The sequence below is a fragment of the Microbacterium oryzae genome (genome assembly GCF_030406385.1).
In the GTDB taxonomy this organism is placed as follows: domain Bacteria; phylum Actinomycetota; class Actinomycetes; order Actinomycetales; family Microbacteriaceae; genus Microbacterium; species Microbacterium oryzae_A.
The window spans coordinates 210,178-226,390 of record NZ_JAUEPM010000003.1; the positions used below are offsets into that span (position 1 = coordinate 210,178).

Here is a 16,213-nt window from a genome sequence, read left to right on the forward strand (position 1 = left end):
TGCGCCGGCGGCTTCTCTCAGTGCTGCATGGACTCGTAGATCTCCTTGCAGGTGGGACAGACGGGGAACTTCTCCGGGTCGCGGCCCGGCGTCCACTTCTTCCCGCACAGCGCGCGGACCGGCTTCCCGGTCATCGCGGATTCGAGGATCTTGTCCTTCTTGACGTAGTGCGAGAAGCGCTCGTGGTCTCCGGGTTCGATCGTCTCCTCGCGGAGGAGCTCTTCGAGCTCGCGGTCGAGAAGTGCCGTGCCGCCCTGATCGGGACTGTCAAGGGGAGTGCTCATGACGTGCAGTCTAGCCGCGACCGACCGGCCGCGGACGGGGGGCGACGTCAGCTCGCGGCGGCGAACTCCATGATCCGGGTGCCGCGCGCGTCGAACACCCTGGCGCCGATGCGGATGCCCGCCAGCAGCACGACCACGCCGGTCGCGAGGCCGACGAGCACCGCGGGCATCGCGCTCGTCTGCGCGGAGATCGCCCGCCACGCCAGCCACGCAGTGGGCGCCGACAGGACGACCGTGCCGACGAGCACGAGGGCCTGCGACCACGTTCCCGTCGCCACCGTGCGCTGCGGCTGCTGGAAGGGGCCGTCGCCCGGTCGCGCGACCGCATAGGGCGCGACGACGGAGGCGATGCTGGAGAGACCGTAGCCGGACAGCAGCAGCGCCAGCGCGAGCGCCAGCACGGGCCACAGCGCGTCAGGGCGACCGCTCGCGAGGAGGCAGATCGTCGTGGCCACGGCGATCACGGGCACGGCGACGACGGTGACCGGAGCAAGACGGCCGGCACGGTCTGCGACGCCCCGCACACCGGTGGCGATGTGCAGCCACACCGCCGAGGCATCGTAGGCGAGGTCGTTGTGCGGCAGCCATCCGTAGAAGAGTGCCATGAGCGGAACCGGCACGAGCGCGGCGATCTCCGCCGGCACGCCCGCGACAAGCAGCGGCACCACCGGCAGGACCCCGCCGACCGGGACGACGAGGAGGTTCGCGAGGTAGCGACTGTCGCGCAGTCCGTAGACTAGGCTGCGGGCGGCGACGGCGCCCACCGCGTTCCGAGGCAGCAGCGCGAACCAGCCGAGACCGGCGCCGCCGCGCGCGGCGACGGGGTGCTCGACGGTGGTGAGCAGTCGTCGCACGACCGCGAACCACGCGGCCGCGCACGCGGCGAGCATCACGACCCCGACGGCGACGGCGACGCCGGTCCCGTCGCCGCGCTCAGCGGCGGCGGCGAGGCCCGTGCCCGGCGCGAACGGCGAGAGGACGAGCTGATCGGCCACGCGCTCGAGCGCGCCACCCGGTGAGGCGGCGGGCGCCGCGAGGACGACCACCGGCGCGGCCGCGACGAGCAGGGCGGCGATGGCCGCTCCCCCGACGCCGGGGACGCCCGCTTCCCCGCCGAGCACCGAGCGGAGTCCCATCGCGACGCGGGCGAGCAGCACGCAGATCAGCGCGTGCAGGAGGGCTCCCAACACCACGGCGGCGGTCGGCGCCCCCATCCCTGCCCAGATGACGGCGGCCACGATCTCGTAGGCGAGGAGCACCCAGGTCGGCACGCTCACCGCCGCCGCCAGCAGGAGCACCCCCGCGAGCGGCGCGGGCGGCGCGTCGAGCTGCCGGAAGCGACGCGGGTCAAGCGGGTCCGCGGCCGCGGCGAGCAGCGGCGCGAGCGCGAATGCGACGGTGAGCGCCGAGCCGGCCAGCACCAGCACGGCGGCCGCGGTCGTGTCGGGGAGCGCCGCGAGCGCGAGCCCGCGCACGGCGACGATCACGACGACGACGGCGAGGATGGTCGCGGCGGCGATGCGCGCCGGCCTGCGGTCGGGCGCGCGGAGCGCTCCGAGGAGCAGCGCCGCCCTCAGCCGGAGAACGTGTGCAGCCACTCGAGCCCCTCCACCTCGCCCAGACCGCCGGCGAGCTCGACGAAGCGCTGCTCCAGCGTGAGGTCGCCCTTCACGTCGTCGACCGTGCCCTCCTCGAGCACCTGGCCGGCGACGAGCACTGCCACGCGCGCGCAGGTCTTCTCGATGAGGTCCATACCGTGACTCGAGAGCAGCACCGTGCCGCCGCGGGCGACGTAGGCGTCGAGGATCTCCAGGACCTTGGCGGCCGAGGCCGGGTCGACGGCTTCGAAGGGCTCGTCGAGCACGAGCAGCTGCGGCGAGTGGAGCATGGCGGCCGCGAGCATGACCTTCTTCGTCATGCCGGCGGAGTAGTCGGACACCACGCGGCCGAGCGCGTCGTCGAGGTCCAGCGCATTCGCGAGGTCGGCGGTGCGGTCGGCGACGACGTCGGCCTTCATGCCGCGCAGCATGCCCGTGTAGTGGAGGATCTGACGGCCGGTGAGCCGGTCGAAGGTGCGCAGGCGATCCGGGAGCACGCCCATCCGCCGCTTCGCCTCGCGCGGGTCGGCGCGCAGGTCGACGCCGCACACGCGGATCTCGCCCCGATCGGGCCGCAGGAGCCCGGAGATCATCGAAAGCGTCGTCGTCTTCCCAGCCCCATTGGGGCCGAGCAGGCCGTAGTACATGCCGGCGGGGACCTCGAGGTCGATGCCGGCGACGGCATGCGTGCCTCCATAGGACTTCGAGACGCCCTGAAGCGCCAGCGCGGGAACGCCCGGCTCGGTATCGCGGTTCTCGGCCTCGGTCACCGCCCCAACGTATCAAGCCGCCGTGATCGGCCTGGCCCGGTCACGATCCGGTCACGTCCTCCTGGCAATGTCCATCCGATGAGCGGGCATTCTCGCCCATCGAGGGCTCCGTCGCTACCCTGGAGAGACCATCTCATCGTGAATGTCCGGTGAACCGGCCAGGAACCGACCAGAGGAGCCCCGCATGCCCATTCAGACCGTCATCCTCGCTGCCGGCATGGGATCGCGCCTTGGCCGCGTGCTGCCGAAATCACTCACCGTGCTCAGCGACGGCCGCTCGATCATGCAGCAGCAGCACGAGAACATCCGCGCGGCGTTCGGCGGCGACGCGCGCATCACGACCGTCGTCGGCTACCGCGCCGAGGACATCGTCGAGCGCTTCCCCGACGCGAACTACGTCTACAACGAGCGCTACGACCAGACGAACACCTCGAAGAGCCTGCTGCGTGCCCTCACGGCGACGGGCCGCGGCGGCGTGCTCTGGATGAACGGCGACGTCGTGTTCGACCCCCGCATCCTCGACCGCGCGATGGGGCACATCCAGAGCGACCAGTCGTTCGTCACCGTCAACACCGCCAAGGTCAGCGACGAGGAGGTGAAGTACACCGTCACGGCGGAGGGCTTCATCGACGAGCTGTCCAAGACCGTGGTGGGCGGCATCGGAGAGGCTGTCGGGATCAACTACATCTCGCAGGCCGACAAGCGCGCCTTCATGCGCCAGCTCTCGCGCGTCGACGACCAGGACTACTTCGAGCGGGGCCTCGAACTCGCCGTCGCCGAGGACGGCCTGCGGCTGCTGCCGATGGACGTCTCCGACCTGTACGCGGTCGAGGTGGACTTCGCCGAGGACCTCGAGCGCGCGAACGCCGCACTCCTCTGAGCCCCGACCCTCCGAGCCGCACCCCCGGCCGGGGCGGTACCATCGGCGGGATGGCCGACAGGGTTCACCGCATCCACTCGCTTCCGGACGACGCGCCCTGGAGCGGCGGGCTTCCGCCCGTCGGCTCCGTCGAGCATCCCGTCGCCATCCGCGCGCTCGATCGCGTGCTCGGCGTGCAGCGGCCCCTGGTGCTCGCACACCTGCGCTCCATTCGCCTCCGCCACCCCGACGCGACTCCCGCCGAGGTGGTGCGGATGCTGGAGCGGCGCTACCTGGTCGGCGTGACATCGGGCGGCGCGGCTGTCGGCGCCGCAGCCGTCGTGCCCGGCGTCGGCACCGGCATCACGCTCGCCCTGTCGGGAGCGGAGACAGTCGGATTCGTCGAGGCGACGGCGCTGTTCGCGCAATCCCTCGCCGAGGTGCACGGCTTCGCGGTCGACGACCCGAACCGCGCGCGCGCTCTCGTGCTCACCCTCATGATGGGCGAGGAGGGCGTGAACCTCGTCCGCAATCTCGCCGCGCAGGTCGTCGGCAAGGGCCCTTCTCTCTCCGCGCACTGGGGCGACCTCATCACGAAGACCCTCCCACGCGCCGCGCTCGCTCCCATCGTCGACCGTCTGAAGGCCGCCTTCATCCACCAGTTCGCCGTGCGCGGTGGCGCGAGCCTCGTCGGCAAGGCGCTCCCCTTCGGCGCAGGAGCGGTCGTCGGCGGCGTGGGGAACCACGTGCTGGGCAGACGCGTGGTCGTGGCCTCCCGCCGCGCCTTCGGTCCCGCTCCCGTTCAGCTGCCCGAGTGGCTCGACCCCGATCCGGACGCGAGACGGATCGAGAGCGCGGCGATCCACGGCATCGGAGCGGCCGCCCGCGGCATGGGACGGCGCGTCGCGTCCCTGCCCCGAGCCCTCCCGCTCCCCAGGCGGAAGGGCGCGGACGCCGCGGAGCACGAGCAGGACCGAGACCTGCCCGGGGCCGAGCCCGCGCAGGGCTGACCCGCACACCTCGTGCACAGGCTGGCGTTCCCGTCCGTCCTTCCCCAGGAGGCCGTCTTCCGGCGGCCCGCGGGTCATCCGCGTCGGTGCCCGCTCCTACCGTCGGGGCATGCTCACGCTTCTGCCCACCGCCCGCCCTCCGCTCGCCTACCGCGTCCCCTGGCGGGTGAATCGAACGGATATCGCCCACCCGCGCGTCGCGAACCGCTCGTTCGAGCCCGCTGCCGGCGTGCGGGTGTTCGTGCACGACGACGGCTCACCGCCCGGCGGCGAGCACTGGGGGCTCGTGATGCCCGGCGACGTGCACGAGCTGTGCCTCTGCGACCGCGACCTCGGCTCCGCGATCGTCAGCGTCGCCTGGTTTCGCCTCGGCGATGATGAGGAGTACCTGTGGCGCTTCTGCATCTGAGCCTCGTCAGCCCCAGGACCGGGGCTGCCGCCGGAACTCCTCACGCCGCGTGTAGCCGTAGGGGCGCCGCCCGCTCGGCAGATCGTCGGCGTCGATGCCGGCGATCAGCTCTCCCGGGTCCACTTCGAGAGCCACCGCGATCTGCACGAGCGTCACCAGAGTCGGGTTGCCACCGCCCTTCTCGATGCGCTGCAGGTGCGTCAGGTCGAGGTCCGCGCACTCCGCCAGCTTCTTCGCGCTGAGGGTGGCTGCATGTCGCAGCTCGGCGATCTTCTGCCCCACCTTCAGCGCAGCGGCGGAGTGAGGGTCTGGCATCTTCCCAGCATCCCGACGACCGCAGGAAAAGGTTAAGGACCTATGCGGTAGCTTATATGCCACCGCACCGAGGGCCCTCTGCGTAGACTCGTCCGGTGACCGTCCTCCTCTCCGTGCTCCTGCTCGTCAACGCCGTCTTCAACGTCGTCGTCTGGCCCCGGTTCTGGAAGCGCATCACCGCGGATCCGCGTGCGCGCGACGCCGAGGGGCGCAAGACCGCCTTCTACACGGTGCACGCGACCCTCATCGGACTCGCGCTCCTCCTCGCGCTGGCCTCTGCCGTCGCCGGGGTGTGGGGTCTCCTCGACTGACGTCCCGGCGCAGTCTCAACCGGCTCTCTGCGCGACGACGGTGAAGGTGCACGGCACGATCCGCCGCTCCTCGGCCGGCCACGCCCATCCGCCGTCGACCGGCACCATCCGCTCGCTGAAGCGCCATGGAAGCAGCGTGCCCTCGTCGAGACGCAGGATCCGCAGGCCGGCGCCGATGAGCGCGTTCACGATCTCCGACAGCGGATGCGGCCACTCGTACGTGCGGGTGTGCGCGACGGTGCCGTCTCCGGCGTACGTGGACGCGTCATCCCAGCTCACCGCGGTGCCGTCGGACAGGTACGGGTAGCGCAGCTGCAGCCCCGACGCGTCCTCGTCGAGCGCGTAGAGCATCGGATGGCCATCGCGGATGTAGAAGAGGCCGCCGTCGCGCAGCAGCGCGGCGACCTGGCTCGCCCATCGGTCGAGGTCGGCCAGCCAGCAGATGGCGCCGATGCTCGTGTAGACCAGGTCGAAGTCGCCCACGACCGCCGCCCGCGCCTCGAGCGCGTCGCTCTCCACCCACGTCGCCTCGACCCCGGCGCGCCGGGCAAGCCGCGCTGCCGCGACAAGCGCCGCGGGTGAGAAGTCGACCCCCGTCACGCGTGCTCCCGCCCGCGCGAGGGAGACCGTGTCGGTGCCGATATGGCATTGCAGATGACAGACGTCGAGCCCCGCGACGGATGACGCGAACGGTTCGAGTGCCGCCAGGTCGTGGCGCACGACGTCGGACAAGTGCGCCGGGTCGTCGTACGCGTCGAGCCCGTACGCCTCCTCGTGGAGCGGGACGCGGTCCTCCCAGTTCGCGAGGTTCGCGTCTCGCGCCTCCGACCATCCGATGGCGACGTCGCCTGAAGTCATGGGCACAGCCTATGCAACGACGGAAGGCCCCGCCGAAGCGGGGCCTTCCGTGTCGAGCTCGACGATTACTTGGAGCCGCCGAAGCCCTTGAAGCGCTGGTTGAACTTCTCGACGCGACCGGCCGAGTCCATGATGCGCTGCTTGCCCGTGTAGAACGGGTGCGACGCCGACGAGATCTCCACGTCGATGACCGGGTACTCGACGCCGTCGAGCTCGATCGTCTTGTTGCTCGTGGCGGTGGAGCGGGTGAGGAAGGTCTCGCCCGAGCCGAGGTCGCGGAAGACGATCGGCTGGTACGTCGGGTGGATGTCAGTCTTCATGGTTGTCCTTGCGGGATCGAGTCGATCGGATGAGAAAGTCTGCGGGCGCAGAAGCACCAAAGCCCAAGCTTATCAGACGCCGGAGGCCGCCACGGCGCGGGCGGCGTAGCGGCCACCCTCCTCCGTCAGCGTGATCGGGAGTCCGAACGTCTCGGTGAGGTTCTCGGCCGTCAGGGCCTCGGCGAGCGGGCCGGCGGCGACGGGCTTGCCGTCGCGCAGCAGCAGCACGTGAGTGAAGCCCACGGGGATCTCCTCCACGTGGTGCGTCACCATCACCATGGCGGGGGTCTCCGGCGCGGTCGCGTAGCCGCTCAGCAGCTCGAGCAGCACCTCGCGCGCGCCGAGGTCGAGGCTGGCGGTCGGCTCGTCGAGGAGCAGCAGCTCGGGGTCGGTCATGATGGCGCGAGCGATCTGCACGCGCTTCTGCTCGCCGTCGCTCAGCGTCCCGAACTCGCGCTCGGCGAGGTGCTCGAGACGCCACTCCTCCAGCACGCGGCGAGCGCGACGCTCGTCGATCCCCTCGTACTCCTCGTTCCACCGGCCGGTCACCGAGTACGCGGCGGTGAGCACGGTGTTCAGCACCGTCTCGTCGGCGGGGATGCGCTTGGCCATCGCGCTCGAGGCGAAGCCGATGCGCGGGCGCAGCTCGAACACGTCGGTGCGACCGAGCCGCTCATCGAGCACGTCGACGGTGCCGGTGGTCGGGTACAGGTACGCGTCGGCCATCTGCAGCAGGGTGGTCTTGCCCGCGCCGTTCGGGCCGAGCACGACCCACCGCTCGTCGTCGTTGACGGTCCAGCTGAGGCCGTCGACGATGTTGCGGCCATTGCGGCGCACCACGACGCCGTCGAACGAGAGCACGGGGAGCATGGTTCCAGCCTACCGATCCCGTCGGGTCGGGCCGGCCGGGGCGCGCCCGCTACCCTCGTTCATCGTGACTCGCTTTCTCGTCGTGCTCGACGCCGATTCCACCCTCATCCGCAACGAGGTCATCGAACTGATCGCCGACGAGGCGGGGCGAGGTCCCGAGGTGGCCGCGGCCACGGAGGCCGCCATGCGGGGCGAGGTCGACTTCGCCGAGAGCCTGCGCTCGCGCGTGAAGGCTCTCGCGGGGGTGCCCGTCGCCGGGTTCGCCCGCGTTCTCGCCCGCATCGAGCCGACGCCGGGCGTTCGCGAACTGGTCGCCGCCGTGCACGAGCGGGGCGGGATGGTCGGAGTGGTCTCCGGCGGATTCCACGAGATCCTCGACACGGTCGCCCCCGATCTCGGCGTCGACCTGTGGCGCGCGAACCGGCTGCGCGCACAGGAGGGGATCCTCACCGGCGAGGTGGACGGACCGATCGTCGACGCCGCCGCGAAGGCCGAGTCGCTGCGGGAGTGGGCCGATGCGCACGGCGTCCCCTTGCACCGGACCATCGCGATCGGGGATGGCGCGAACGACCTGAAGATGATCGCGGCCGCGGGTCTCGGCATCGCCTTCAACGCCAAGCCCGCCGTGCGTCAGGCCGCTCCCCTGGCGATCGGCCCGGTCGACCTGCGCGAGGTCATCCGCCTGCTGCCGTAGCGGTCAGTGCCCCATCCCGAGGCCGCCGTCGACGGGGATGACGGCACCGGAGATATATGCGGCATCCTCCGAAGCGAGCCACGCGGCCACGCCGGCGACCTCGTCCGACTTGCCGTACCGGCCGGCGGGGATCGCCTTCCGGTACTCGGCCTGGGTCGCCTCCGGAAGCTCGGCCGTCATGTCGGTCTCGATGAAGCCGGGCGCGACGACGTTCGAGGTGATGCCGCGTGCGCCGAGCTCGCGGGTGAGCGAGCGGGCGAAGCCGACGAGCGCGCTCTTGGACGACGCGTAGTTCACCTGGCCGGCGGAGCCGTACAGGCCGACGACGCTGGAGATGAGGATGACGCGCCCGAAGCGGGCGCGGATCATTCCCTTCAGCGCGCGCTTCACGACGCGGAACGAGCCGCCGAGGTTGGTGTTCACCACGGCGTCGAAGTCGTCCTCGCTCATGCGGAGCATGAGGGTGTCCTTCGTGATGCCGGCGTTCGCGACGAGGATCTCGACGTTGCCGAGCTTCTCCTCGACCTCGGTGAACGCGGCGTCCAGCGACGCGGAGTCGGTGACGTCCGCGCGGACCGTGAGCGCACCCTCCGGTCCCTCGCCGCTGCGAGCGGTGACGGCGACGCGGTAGCCGTCGTAGACGAAGCGCTCGGCGATGGCGCGGCCGATGCCGCGGTTGCCGCCGGTGACGAGGACGACGCGATCAGTGCTCACAGCAGGACTCCGTTTCTGGGCGGGACGAACCGCACCAGCTTATGCGGGCCGCGTGTCGAGACGCGCGCCCAGAGGTCGCCACGTCGCGTGGGTCCGCTCGATCGCCCGCGCGACGACCTCGGCCATCCGGCCCGTCTGCGCGAGGAAGCCCCGCAGCACGTCTGCGCCCGTGCCCTCACCGAAGATCCGCTCCACACCCGTCACGACCGCGTCCACGTCGCCGGTTCGCGCGAGCGACGCGCGCACGTGTGCGATGAGGGCGTCGACGACGGCCCGTGCGGGCTCCGGACGGCCGGACACCGGATGGACGAGCTGCCCTCGCACCCCGCACATCGCCGCCTGCCAGGTCGCGAGCCGCACCAGCGCGGCCGGCGCCGCGATCGGCGGGACGCCGGCGCGCCACTCCGCCGCCGCCGTGTCGACGAGGGCCCTCGTCAGCGCGGCCAGCGATGCGGTGTCCTCCGCGCGCAGGCAGGTGTCGGCGACCCGGATCTCGACGGTCGGATGGCTGCGAGAGAGGCGCGCGTCGAAGTAGAGCATCCCGCTGTCGAGGATGACCTCGGACGCGACCAGCTGCTCCTCGAGGGCGTCATACGCCTCGACCGAGCCGAAGATCTCGTTCCCGCCCGCGCACTGCCACTCGCCCCAGGCGATGCTCCGGTGGCTGGCGTGCCCGGTGTCCGCTCCTTCGGCGAAGGGCGAGTTCGCGGCCAGCGCGATCAGCACGGGCAGCCAGGCGCGGATGCGGTCGAGCACCGCGACGCCCTCGTCGCGGGATGAGATCGACACGTGCGTGTGCATGCCGCACGCGAGGCTCCGGCGTGCGGTCACGCCGTAGCGCTGCATCATCGTCGCGTACCGCGCCTTCTCGGTGGCGTGCGGCGCGACCGGCATCGGCGACATCGCCAGCGCGACCGCTCGCGCTCCCGCGCCCGCGGCGAGCGCATCCGCGTACGAGCGCCCGGCTCGGACCTGGTCGGCGAGTGCGTCCAGCCGAGCGTGCGGTGACGTCACCACCTCGATCATCTCCTGCTGCATCTCGGCTTCGAGCCCGATGCCGGGCGGGCCCGCGGCGCTGTTCGCGTGCGCGGCGAGGACGAGTGCCGCGACGGGGAGCGGCACTCCCGTGCCGGCATCGACCAGGAGCAGCTCCTCCTCGACTCCGAAGGTTCGCATGGCTCAGTATCAGCACGCGTGCGGAAGGCACCAGCACCCGGTTGCTTCCGGGGGCGAGGCCGCGTAGAACCCCGAAGGCACCGATTGACGGAGCATGTCAAGGGGGACGCGGATCGTCCTGGACCGTGGCGAGATGGGCTCATGGACCCTGACCCTCTCGGCTGCGCCGTTCGACGAGAACGCGTCGTGTGAGATCGTGTGCGGCATAGCCGGCGAGATCAGGTTCGACAGCGCAGCTGCGGACCAGGCGGCGGTCCGCGCGATGACGGAGAGCATGGGCTCCCGCGGTCCCGACGGCGAGGGGATCTGGAGCGGCGGCTGGGCCGTGCTCGGGCATCGGCGGCTGAGCGTCATCGACCTGACCGACGCGGGCGCACAGCCGATGGCCGACGACGACCGTGGCCTCGCTCTCGTCTTCAACGGCTGCATCTACAACCATGAGCAGCTGCGCCCCGAACTCGCGTCGATTCACCGCTTCACCTCTTCCAGCGACACGGAGGTCGTGCTCGCCGCCTACGAACGGTGGGGGCTCGACTTCGTCGACCACCTCGTGGGCATGTTCGCGATCGTGATCGTCGATGCCCGCCGCCGCCGCGTCGTGCTCGCCCGCGACCGCCTCGGCATCAAGCCGCTGTACCTGGCCCCCGCGCCGGGGCGCCTGCGATTCGCGTCGACGCTGCCGGCGCTCCTCTCCGGAGGTGATGTCGACACGTCCCTCGACCCCGTGGCACTGCACCATTTCCTGAGCTGGCATTCCATCGTCCCCGCGCCGCGGACCATCCTCAGCGGGGTGGTCAAGCTGCCACCGGCGACCCTGCGCGTCATCGACCATGCCGGCACCGTCGTCGACCGCACCTACTGGCAGCCCGCGTATGCGCGTGTCGGCGAGCGCGCCGGCTGGAGTGACGAGGACTGGCAGGAGGCGCTGCACGAATCCCTGTCCACGGCCGTCCGACGGCGTCTCGTCTCGGACGTGCCGGTCGGCGTCCTCCTCTCGGGGGGCCTCGACTCGAGCCTGCTGGTCGCCCTGCTGGCCGAGACCGGCCACGAACGGATTCCGACCTTCAGCATCGGGTTCGAGACCGGAGCCGGCGGCGAAGGCGACGAGTTCGTCTACTCGGATGCGGTCGCCCGCCGCTTCGGCACCGATCACCACCGCCTTCGCGTGAAGGACCGGGATCTCGCCGCGGTGCTGCCGCGGGCGGTGGACGCGATGACGGAGCCCATGGGGACGCAGGACGTGCCCGCCTTCTATCTCCTCTCGGAGGCCGTGGCCGAGCACGTGAAAGTGGTGCAGAGCGGGCAGGGCGCCGACGAGGTCTTCGCCGGCTACGCCTACCACCGCAACGCCATTGCGACCCCCGAGGGCATCGTCGACGGCTTCGCCTCGTCGTTCTCCGACCGAAACCACGCCGAGATGGCGCAGGTTCTCGAGCCCGGATGGCTGCGCGAGCGTGACGTGAGCCGGGAGCTGCTCGAGCACAGGCTCCTGGCCCCGGGGGCGGAGACTCCCCTCGATGCGGTGCTTCGGCTCGACGTCCACACCCTCATGCCGGACGATCCCGTGAAGCGGGTGGACAGCATGACCATGGCGTTCGGGCTCGAGGCGCGCGTGCCCTTCCTCGACCAGGACCTCGTCGCCCTCGCTGCCTCGTGCCCCCCGGAGCTGAAGTCACGCGAGGGCGGAAAGGGGGTGCTGAAGCATCTCGGGAGGCGCATGCTGCCCACCGAGGTCATCGACCGCCCGAAAGGCTACTTCCCCGTGCCCGTGCTGCACCACCTGGACGGGCGGGTGCTCGACCTCGTGACGACGACGCTGACGTCACCGGAGAGCCGCCGGCGCGGCCTCTTCCGCCGGGACTACGTCGACATGCTCCTGCGGGAGCCGAACGCGCGATTCACCCCGGTGAACGGCAACATGCTGTGGCAGCTCGCGGTGCTCGAACTCTGGCTGCAGCGCCACGGGATCTCCTCCTGACGCGACGGTCAGCGCGACGCCTCCTCGAGCGCGGCGTCGACCGCGGCCTGCGCGTGCAGTGCTGTGGAGGCGAAGACGGGCACAGGGCTGTCCTCCTCTGCGATGAGCAGCTCGATCTCCGTGCACCCGAGGATGACGCCCTCGGCCCCCTCCGCCGCGAGCGCCGCGATGATCCGGCGGTACTCCTCGCGGGAGGCCTCGCGCACTTCGCCGCGCACGAGCTCCTCGTAGATGACGCGGTCCACGACGTCCTGCCCCGCGGCGTCCGGAACCATCGTCTCGACGCCGTGGCGGGCCATCCGGTCGCGGTAGAAGTCCTCCCCCATCGTGAACCGCGTCCCGAGGAGGGCGACGCGGGTCAAGCCAGCGCTGCGGATGGCCAGAGCCGTCACGTCGACGAGGTGGAGCAGCGGCACGTCGACCGCCTCCTCGATTTGCTCGGCCACCTTGTGCATGGTGTTCGTGCAGAGGACGAGGACCTCCGCCCCCGCGCGCACGAGGGCCTGTGCCTCATCCGCGAGAAGCCGGCCCGCGCCATCCCAGTCGCCTTCGACCTGCATCCGCTCGACGGCCGCGAAGTCGACCGAGACCATGACGCAGTCGGCGGAGTGGAGCCCGCCGAGGCGATCGCGCACGCCCTCGTTGATCAGTCGGTAGTAGAGTGCCGAGCTCTCCCAGCTCATCCCGCCGAGCAGGCCGATCCGCTTCATGCGGCACAGGTTACGCGTCCACGAGCCGATTCAGTCGTTCGGACAGGAGCAGGCCGAGGGCGACCAGCAGCAGGAGGAACAGCGGGAGGATCCACATGCCGGTCCACGTCGAGATCGCGCCGAACAGCGGCGGCGCGAGCGTGGAGCCGGTGTAGGCCGCCGCCATCTGGATGCCGATGATGGCCTGCGAGTTGCGGCGGCCGAAGTTGACAGGCGTCGAATGGATGATCGCGGGATAGATCGGCGCGGACCCGAGGCCCGCGATCACGAGCCCGGCGAGGGCGATCGCGTCCGTCTGCGCCGGGAGGGCCAGCATCACCGCTCCGACGCCGACGATGGCGAAGCCGCCGCGGATGAGCAGGCGGTCTCCGATCCGGTCCGCGACGAGACCGGCCAGGAACCGTCCGGCGGTGATGCCGAGCAGATAGAGCGACGCGAAGGCGGCCGCCGTGGCGGGGGCGACGCCGCGATCCGCGACGAGGTAGGTCGACGCCCAGAGGATCGAGGTGCTCTCCAGGGCGCAGTAGGCGAAGAACGCGGTGAGGATGAGGAGGACGCCCGGGATCCGAAGCGCGTGCCGGAGCGGGACGTGGCCGCCGCCTCGCTCCGGGGGCTCGTCTTCCGCCCCGGCACCGCGCTCGGCAGGCGAGCGGTGGGAGGCGACCGGGTGCACACGACCCCACAGGGGCAGGGTGGCGAGCAGCGCGAGCGTGAGCACGATCTGGATCAGGCCGACGGTCCAGTAGGCGCTCGACCACTCCTGGCCCGCGGCGAGCGCGTGGCTCATGATGAACGGGCTGATGGACGCACCGAGACCCCAGAAGCTGTGCAGCCAGTTCATGTGCCGGGCGGCATAGTGCAGCGCGACGTAGTTGTTGAGCGCCGCATCGACGGCGCCCGCGCCGAGCCCGTACGGAATGGCCCACAGACACAGCATCCAGAAGGAGCCGGACAGCGAGAATCCGACGAGCGCGGAAGCGGTGAGCCCCACGCTCACCGCGGTGACGAGTCCCGTCCCGAACCGGCGCGTGGCACGTTCGGAGGCGAGGCTCGAGAGGATGGTGCCGCTCGCGATGATCATCGTGATGATGCCGGCGAAGGCGACCGGCACGCCGAGGTCGCGCTGCATGGCCGGCCATCCGGCGCCGATGAGGGAATCCGGCAGTCCGAGGCTGATGAAGGCGATGTAGATGATCGCGAGGAGGAGCGAGTACACGGCGCGGCGGACGGCCTTTCGAGGCAGAAGGATGTCTATCGCGACGGACGCTCGTCGCATTCGTCGAGCCTAGGGCGACGACAGCCCGCGCAGAGGGCGCGACTGTCGATAGCTGGGTCATAGTGAACGTGAAGGAGATTGCGGTCGCATGGTCTCCATGCCCGCCGACGATCCACTTGCATCGAGGTCTCGTCCTCATCTGCTCTACATCGAGGACGAGGTCGAGGTCGGCGAGATCGTCGTCGAGGTGCTCTCGGACGCCTACGTGGTCGATCATGCGGTGACGGGTGAGGCCGGTCTGGAGCGTGCGCTGTCGCTCCGCTACGACGTGATGGTCGTCGACCGGCGGCTGCCGGGTCTGTCCGGGGCGGAAGTGATCGCGGCTGTCCGCACCGCGCGCCTGACCACGCCGATCCTGATGCTCACCGCACTGGGAGCCGTGGCGGATCGGGTCAGCGGGCTGGACGCGGGGGCAGACGACTATCTGGTCAAGCCGTTCGATTTCACCGAGCTGCTGGCGCGGCTGCGCGCGCTGCGGCGCGGGTCGCGGGCGGTGGGCAGCCGGCGCGAGATCGGCGACTGGCTGTTCACCCCGCGGACGCAGGCTCTGTACGCGCCGGACGGTCGCCGGGTCACGTTGACGGCGACGGAGACGGCGGTGTTGGAGCTGCTGACCTCCAGCCCCGAGCACGTGTTCTCACGGAAGGAGATCCTGCTCAATGTCGTCCCGGACGGGTCGGCCGGTACCGTCGACACCTATGTGCATCACATCCGCCGCAAGGCCTCGCCGGAGATGATCGAGACGGTGCGAGCGCGCGGGTACCGTGCGGGAGAGCCGGGATGACGCGCCACGATCGACCGATCGTCCCGGCGGATCGGCGGCGGGTCCAGCGCTCGGCTCTCGGCGTCGGCCTGTGGGTCGGCGTGACGTCCGCCGCGATCGTCATCGCGATCTCCGTGATCACCGTCACGGTCTCGTCACTCAGTTCTCGACCCGGCCCAGGCCGCGGCGGCGGAGGTGGAGGCGGGGGGAACCGGGTCCTGGATCTGGAAGACGTCGTCGTGCCCGTGGTCGTTCTCGGAGTCCTCGGTGTCCTGGCTCTCAGCGTGACCGCCTGGTGGGTGGCGCGGCGGGCAGCGCTCCCCCTCGCGGAAGCCCTGCAGGCGCAACGTGCATTCGTGGCGGATGCGAGCCACGAGCTGCGCACTCCTCTCACGACCCTGACGAGCCGGATCCAGGTCGCGCAGCATCGGGCGGAACGAGGTGGTGACGTCGTCGGCGCGCTCAAGTCGCTACGGCGGGATGCGGCCGTGATGGACACGGTCCTGACCGACATGCTGCTCGCTGCCGAGGCGGCGGGGACCGGCGCTGCGATCACGGCCGCGTCGGCCCGGCTCGACGCAGCGGCGCGAGAGGCGGTCACCACGATCGAGCCGCGGGCGACAGAGGCGAACGTGCGTCTTCACCTCGACGTGCCGGGGCAGATCGTCGTCGGCGCCGAGCACGCCGCCGTCTCTCGCGCGCTCACCGCCCTCTTGGACAATGCCGTCCGCCATTCACCGTCCGGAGGTGCAGTCCGGATCACCGCGCGGCAACTCGGTCGGCAGGTGGAGATCCGTGTCGCGGACGAGGGCGGCGGGATCTCCGGCGTCGACCCGAACCGGGTCTTCGACCGCTTCACGCGCGCGAGCACGTCCGGCCCGCAGCGCGGCTTCGGGCTCGGGCTCGCTCTGGTGCGGGACGTCGTCGCTCGCTACTCCGGGTCGGTCACGGTCGAACGCACCTCCTCCCAGGGCACGACGTTCCTGCTCCGGCTTCCCGGACATGGACGCACGCCGAGGTAGCGCGCCTGTCGATCTCCCCTGCACGGGCTGACTGTTGCATGAGAGCGGACAACTCTTGCCGCCGTCTTGGCCTTCCGCTGAGAGCGTGCCGGCATGATGACAGCCGCAGTTCCCCCGATCGATGCCGACGTGTTGTCCGAGCGAGGCCGCGCCCGCCACCGATCTTCGCGACAGCGCGTGAGCCGCGTCACGATCGCACGCTCCCTCACGGGGACGCTCGCGATCGGGGCGGTGGTCGCCGCTGTGAGCATCGGCGTCACGGCGCCCACCGTCTCT

General features: G+C 71.0%; 19 protein-coding genes. 8 read left to right on the forward strand and 11 right to left on the reverse strand.

All coding sequences use genetic code 11. The annotated features are described in order from the left end of the window. Positions 1-17: 17 nt before the first annotated feature. Genes QWJ90_RS07040 through QWJ90_RS07050 form a run of 3 tightly spaced genes read right to left on the reverse strand, consistent with a single transcriptional unit; the run spans position 18 to position 2,652 of the window. Complete coding sequence (locus QWJ90_RS07040; protein WP_156241562.1) at positions 18-284, reverse strand: DUF3039 domain-containing protein; 267 nt, start codon at positions 282-284, stop codon at positions 18-20. Between the two features lie 47 nt (positions 285-331). Beyond that, positions 332-1,882 (reverse strand): hypothetical protein, encoded by a 1,551-nt coding sequence (locus QWJ90_RS07045; RefSeq protein ID WP_290106981.1) that lies wholly within the window; start codon positions 1,880-1,882, stop codon positions 332-334. Then, entirely contained in the window at positions 1,858-2,652 is a 795-nt protein-coding gene (locus QWJ90_RS07050; RefSeq protein ID WP_290106982.1) for an ABC transporter ATP-binding protein, read from the reverse strand. Before QWJ90_RS07050 ends, QWJ90_RS07045 begins: the two co-directional genes overlap by 25 nt. Positions 2,653-2,836: 184 nt before the next feature. Here QWJ90_RS07050 and QWJ90_RS07055 point away from each other — a divergent pair, with 184 nt between their 5' ends. From QWJ90_RS07055 to QWJ90_RS07065, 3 genes are all read left to right on the forward strand, one after another. After that, on the forward strand, positions 2,837-3,532 hold the full coding sequence (locus tag QWJ90_RS07055) for a phosphocholine cytidylyltransferase family protein (RefSeq protein ID WP_290106983.1): 696 nt from the start codon (positions 2,837-2,839) through the stop codon (positions 3,530-3,532). 50 nt (positions 3,533-3,582) lie between these two features. Continuing rightward, positions 3,583-4,521, forward strand: a complete 939-nt coding sequence (locus QWJ90_RS07060) for a hypothetical protein (protein WP_290106984.1) — start codon at positions 3,583-3,585, stop codon at positions 4,519-4,521. A 109-nt stretch (positions 4,522-4,630) separates the two neighbouring features. Further along, positions 4,631-4,930: a hypothetical protein gene (locus QWJ90_RS07065; RefSeq protein WP_290106985.1), complete on the forward strand. Its 300-nt coding sequence runs from the start codon at positions 4,631-4,633 to the stop codon at positions 4,928-4,930. Positions 4,931-4,936: 6 nt separating this feature from the next. Here QWJ90_RS07065 and QWJ90_RS07070 read toward each other — a convergent pair whose 3' ends face one another. Continuing rightward, positions 4,937-5,245: a helix-turn-helix domain-containing protein gene (locus QWJ90_RS07070; RefSeq protein WP_156241568.1), complete on the reverse strand. Its 309-nt coding sequence runs from the start codon at positions 5,243-5,245 to the stop codon at positions 4,937-4,939. A 95-nt stretch (positions 5,246-5,340) separates the two neighbouring features. Here QWJ90_RS07070 and QWJ90_RS07075 point away from each other — a divergent pair, with 95 nt between their 5' ends. Next, positions 5,341-5,556: an SCO4848 family membrane protein gene (locus tag QWJ90_RS07075; RefSeq protein ID WP_290106986.1), complete on the forward strand. Its 216-nt coding sequence runs from the start codon at positions 5,341-5,343 to the stop codon at positions 5,554-5,556. Positions 5,557-5,571: 15 nt separating this feature from the next. On the opposite strand, the gene QWJ90_RS07080 is transcribed toward QWJ90_RS07075, so the two are convergent. The 3 genes from QWJ90_RS07080 to QWJ90_RS07090 all read right to left on the reverse strand — a co-directional run bounded on the left by QWJ90_RS07080 (position 5,572) and on the right by QWJ90_RS07090 (position 7,604). Next, positions 5,572-6,414, reverse strand: a complete 843-nt coding sequence (locus QWJ90_RS07080; RefSeq protein ID WP_290106987.1) for a class I SAM-dependent methyltransferase — start codon at positions 6,412-6,414, stop codon at positions 5,572-5,574. A gap of 65 nt (positions 6,415-6,479) precedes the next feature. Beyond that, positions 6,480-6,734, reverse strand: coding sequence for a type B 50S ribosomal protein L31 (locus tag QWJ90_RS07085; protein WP_156241571.1), 255 nt, complete (start codon positions 6,732-6,734; stop codon positions 6,480-6,482). A gap of 72 nt (positions 6,735-6,806) precedes the next feature. Then, positions 6,807-7,604, reverse strand: coding sequence for an ABC transporter ATP-binding protein (locus QWJ90_RS07090; RefSeq protein ID WP_290106988.1), 798 nt, complete (start codon positions 7,602-7,604; stop codon positions 6,807-6,809). A 64-nt stretch (positions 7,605-7,668) separates the two neighbouring features. On the opposite strand from QWJ90_RS07090, the gene serB reads away from it, so the two are divergent. Continuing rightward, positions 7,669-8,298 (forward strand): phosphoserine phosphatase SerB, encoded by a 630-nt coding sequence (serB, locus tag QWJ90_RS07095; RefSeq protein ID WP_290106989.1) that lies wholly within the window; start codon positions 7,669-7,671, stop codon positions 8,296-8,298. A gap of 3 nt (positions 8,299-8,301) precedes the next feature. On the opposite strand, the gene fabG is transcribed toward serB, so the two are convergent. Further along, entirely contained in the window at positions 8,302-9,012 is a 711-nt protein-coding gene (gene fabG, locus QWJ90_RS07100) for a 3-oxoacyl-ACP reductase FabG (RefSeq protein ID WP_290106990.1), read from the reverse strand. 39 nt (positions 9,013-9,051) lie between these two features. After that, positions 9,052-10,188, reverse strand: a complete 1,137-nt coding sequence (locus QWJ90_RS07105; RefSeq protein ID WP_290106991.1) for a carboxylate-amine ligase — start codon at positions 10,186-10,188, stop codon at positions 9,052-9,054. 133 nt (positions 10,189-10,321) lie between these two features. Between QWJ90_RS07105 and QWJ90_RS07110 the strand changes: the two genes are divergently transcribed. Then, positions 10,322-12,166: an N-acetylglutaminylglutamine amidotransferase gene (locus QWJ90_RS07110; protein WP_290106992.1), complete on the forward strand. Its 1,845-nt coding sequence runs from the start codon at positions 10,322-10,324 to the stop codon at positions 12,164-12,166. Between the two features lie 8 nt (positions 12,167-12,174). Here QWJ90_RS07110 and QWJ90_RS07115 read toward each other — a convergent pair whose 3' ends face one another. Together QWJ90_RS07115 and QWJ90_RS07120 are read right to left on the reverse strand one after the other, a co-directional pair. Continuing rightward, the gene (locus QWJ90_RS07115; protein ID WP_290106993.1) at positions 12,175-12,876 is read right to left on the reverse strand and encodes an aspartate/glutamate racemase family protein; all 702 of its coding nucleotides are present in this window, start codon (positions 12,874-12,876) and stop codon (positions 12,175-12,177) included. 10 nt (positions 12,877-12,886) lie between these two features. After that, positions 12,887-14,152 (reverse strand): MFS transporter, encoded by a 1,266-nt coding sequence (locus tag QWJ90_RS07120; RefSeq protein WP_290106994.1) that lies wholly within the window; start codon positions 14,150-14,152, stop codon positions 12,887-12,889. A 97-nt stretch (positions 14,153-14,249) separates the two neighbouring features. Between QWJ90_RS07120 and QWJ90_RS07125 the strand changes: the two genes are divergently transcribed. Continuing rightward, positions 14,250-14,936: a response regulator transcription factor gene (locus QWJ90_RS07125; protein ID WP_290106995.1), complete on the forward strand. Its 687-nt coding sequence runs from the start codon at positions 14,250-14,252 to the stop codon at positions 14,934-14,936. Then, positions 14,933-15,937, forward strand: coding sequence for a sensor histidine kinase (locus QWJ90_RS07130; RefSeq protein WP_290106996.1), 1,005 nt, complete (start codon positions 14,933-14,935; stop codon positions 15,935-15,937). Before QWJ90_RS07125 ends, QWJ90_RS07130 begins: the two co-directional genes overlap by 4 nt. Positions 15,938-16,213 lie beyond the last annotated feature (276 nt).

Bases quoted from the DNA above. Each gene is read 5' to 3' on its own strand.
- QWJ90_RS07040 (WP_156241562.1), bottom strand. From the start codon at position 284: ATGAGCACTCCCCTTGACAGTCCCGATCAGGGCGGCACGGCACTTCTC.
- QWJ90_RS07055 (WP_290106983.1), top strand. From the start codon at position 2,837: ATGCCCATTCAGACCGTCATCCTCGCTGCCGGCATGGGATCGCGCCTT.
- QWJ90_RS07060 (WP_290106984.1), top strand. From the start codon at position 3,583: ATGGCCGACAGGGTTCACCGCATCCACTCGCTTCCGGACGACGCGCCC.
- QWJ90_RS07065 (WP_290106985.1), top strand. From the start codon at position 4,631: ATGCTCACGCTTCTGCCCACCGCCCGCCCTCCGCTCGCCTACCGCGTC.
- QWJ90_RS07070 (WP_156241568.1), bottom strand. From the start codon at position 5,245: ATGCCAGACCCTCACTCCGCCGCTGCGCTGAAGGTGGGGCAGAAGATC.
- QWJ90_RS07080 (WP_290106987.1), bottom strand. From the start codon at position 6,414: ATGACTTCAGGCGACGTCGCCATCGGATGGTCGGAGGCGCGAGACGCG.
- QWJ90_RS07085 (WP_156241571.1), bottom strand. From the start codon at position 6,734: ATGAAGACTGACATCCACCCGACGTACCAGCCGATCGTCTTCCGCGAC.
- QWJ90_RS07090 (WP_290106988.1), bottom strand. From the start codon at position 7,604: ATGCTCCCCGTGCTCTCGTTCGACGGCGTCGTGGTGCGCCGCAATGGC.
- QWJ90_RS07105 (WP_290106991.1), bottom strand. From the start codon at position 10,188: ATGCGAACCTTCGGAGTCGAGGAGGAGCTGCTCCTGGTCGATGCCGGC.
- QWJ90_RS07110 (WP_290106992.1), top strand. From the start codon at position 10,322: ATGGGCTCATGGACCCTGACCCTCTCGGCTGCGCCGTTCGACGAGAAC.
- QWJ90_RS07115 (WP_290106993.1), bottom strand. From the start codon at position 12,876: ATGAAGCGGATCGGCCTGCTCGGCGGGATGAGCTGGGAGAGCTCGGCA.
- QWJ90_RS07120 (WP_290106994.1), bottom strand. From the start codon at position 14,152: ATGCGACGAGCGTCCGTCGCGATAGACATCCTTCTGCCTCGAAAGGCC.
- QWJ90_RS07125 (WP_290106995.1), top strand. From the start codon at position 14,250: ATGCCCGCCGACGATCCACTTGCATCGAGGTCTCGTCCTCATCTGCTC.
- QWJ90_RS07130 (WP_290106996.1), top strand. From the start codon at position 14,933: ATGACGCGCCACGATCGACCGATCGTCCCGGCGGATCGGCGGCGGGTC.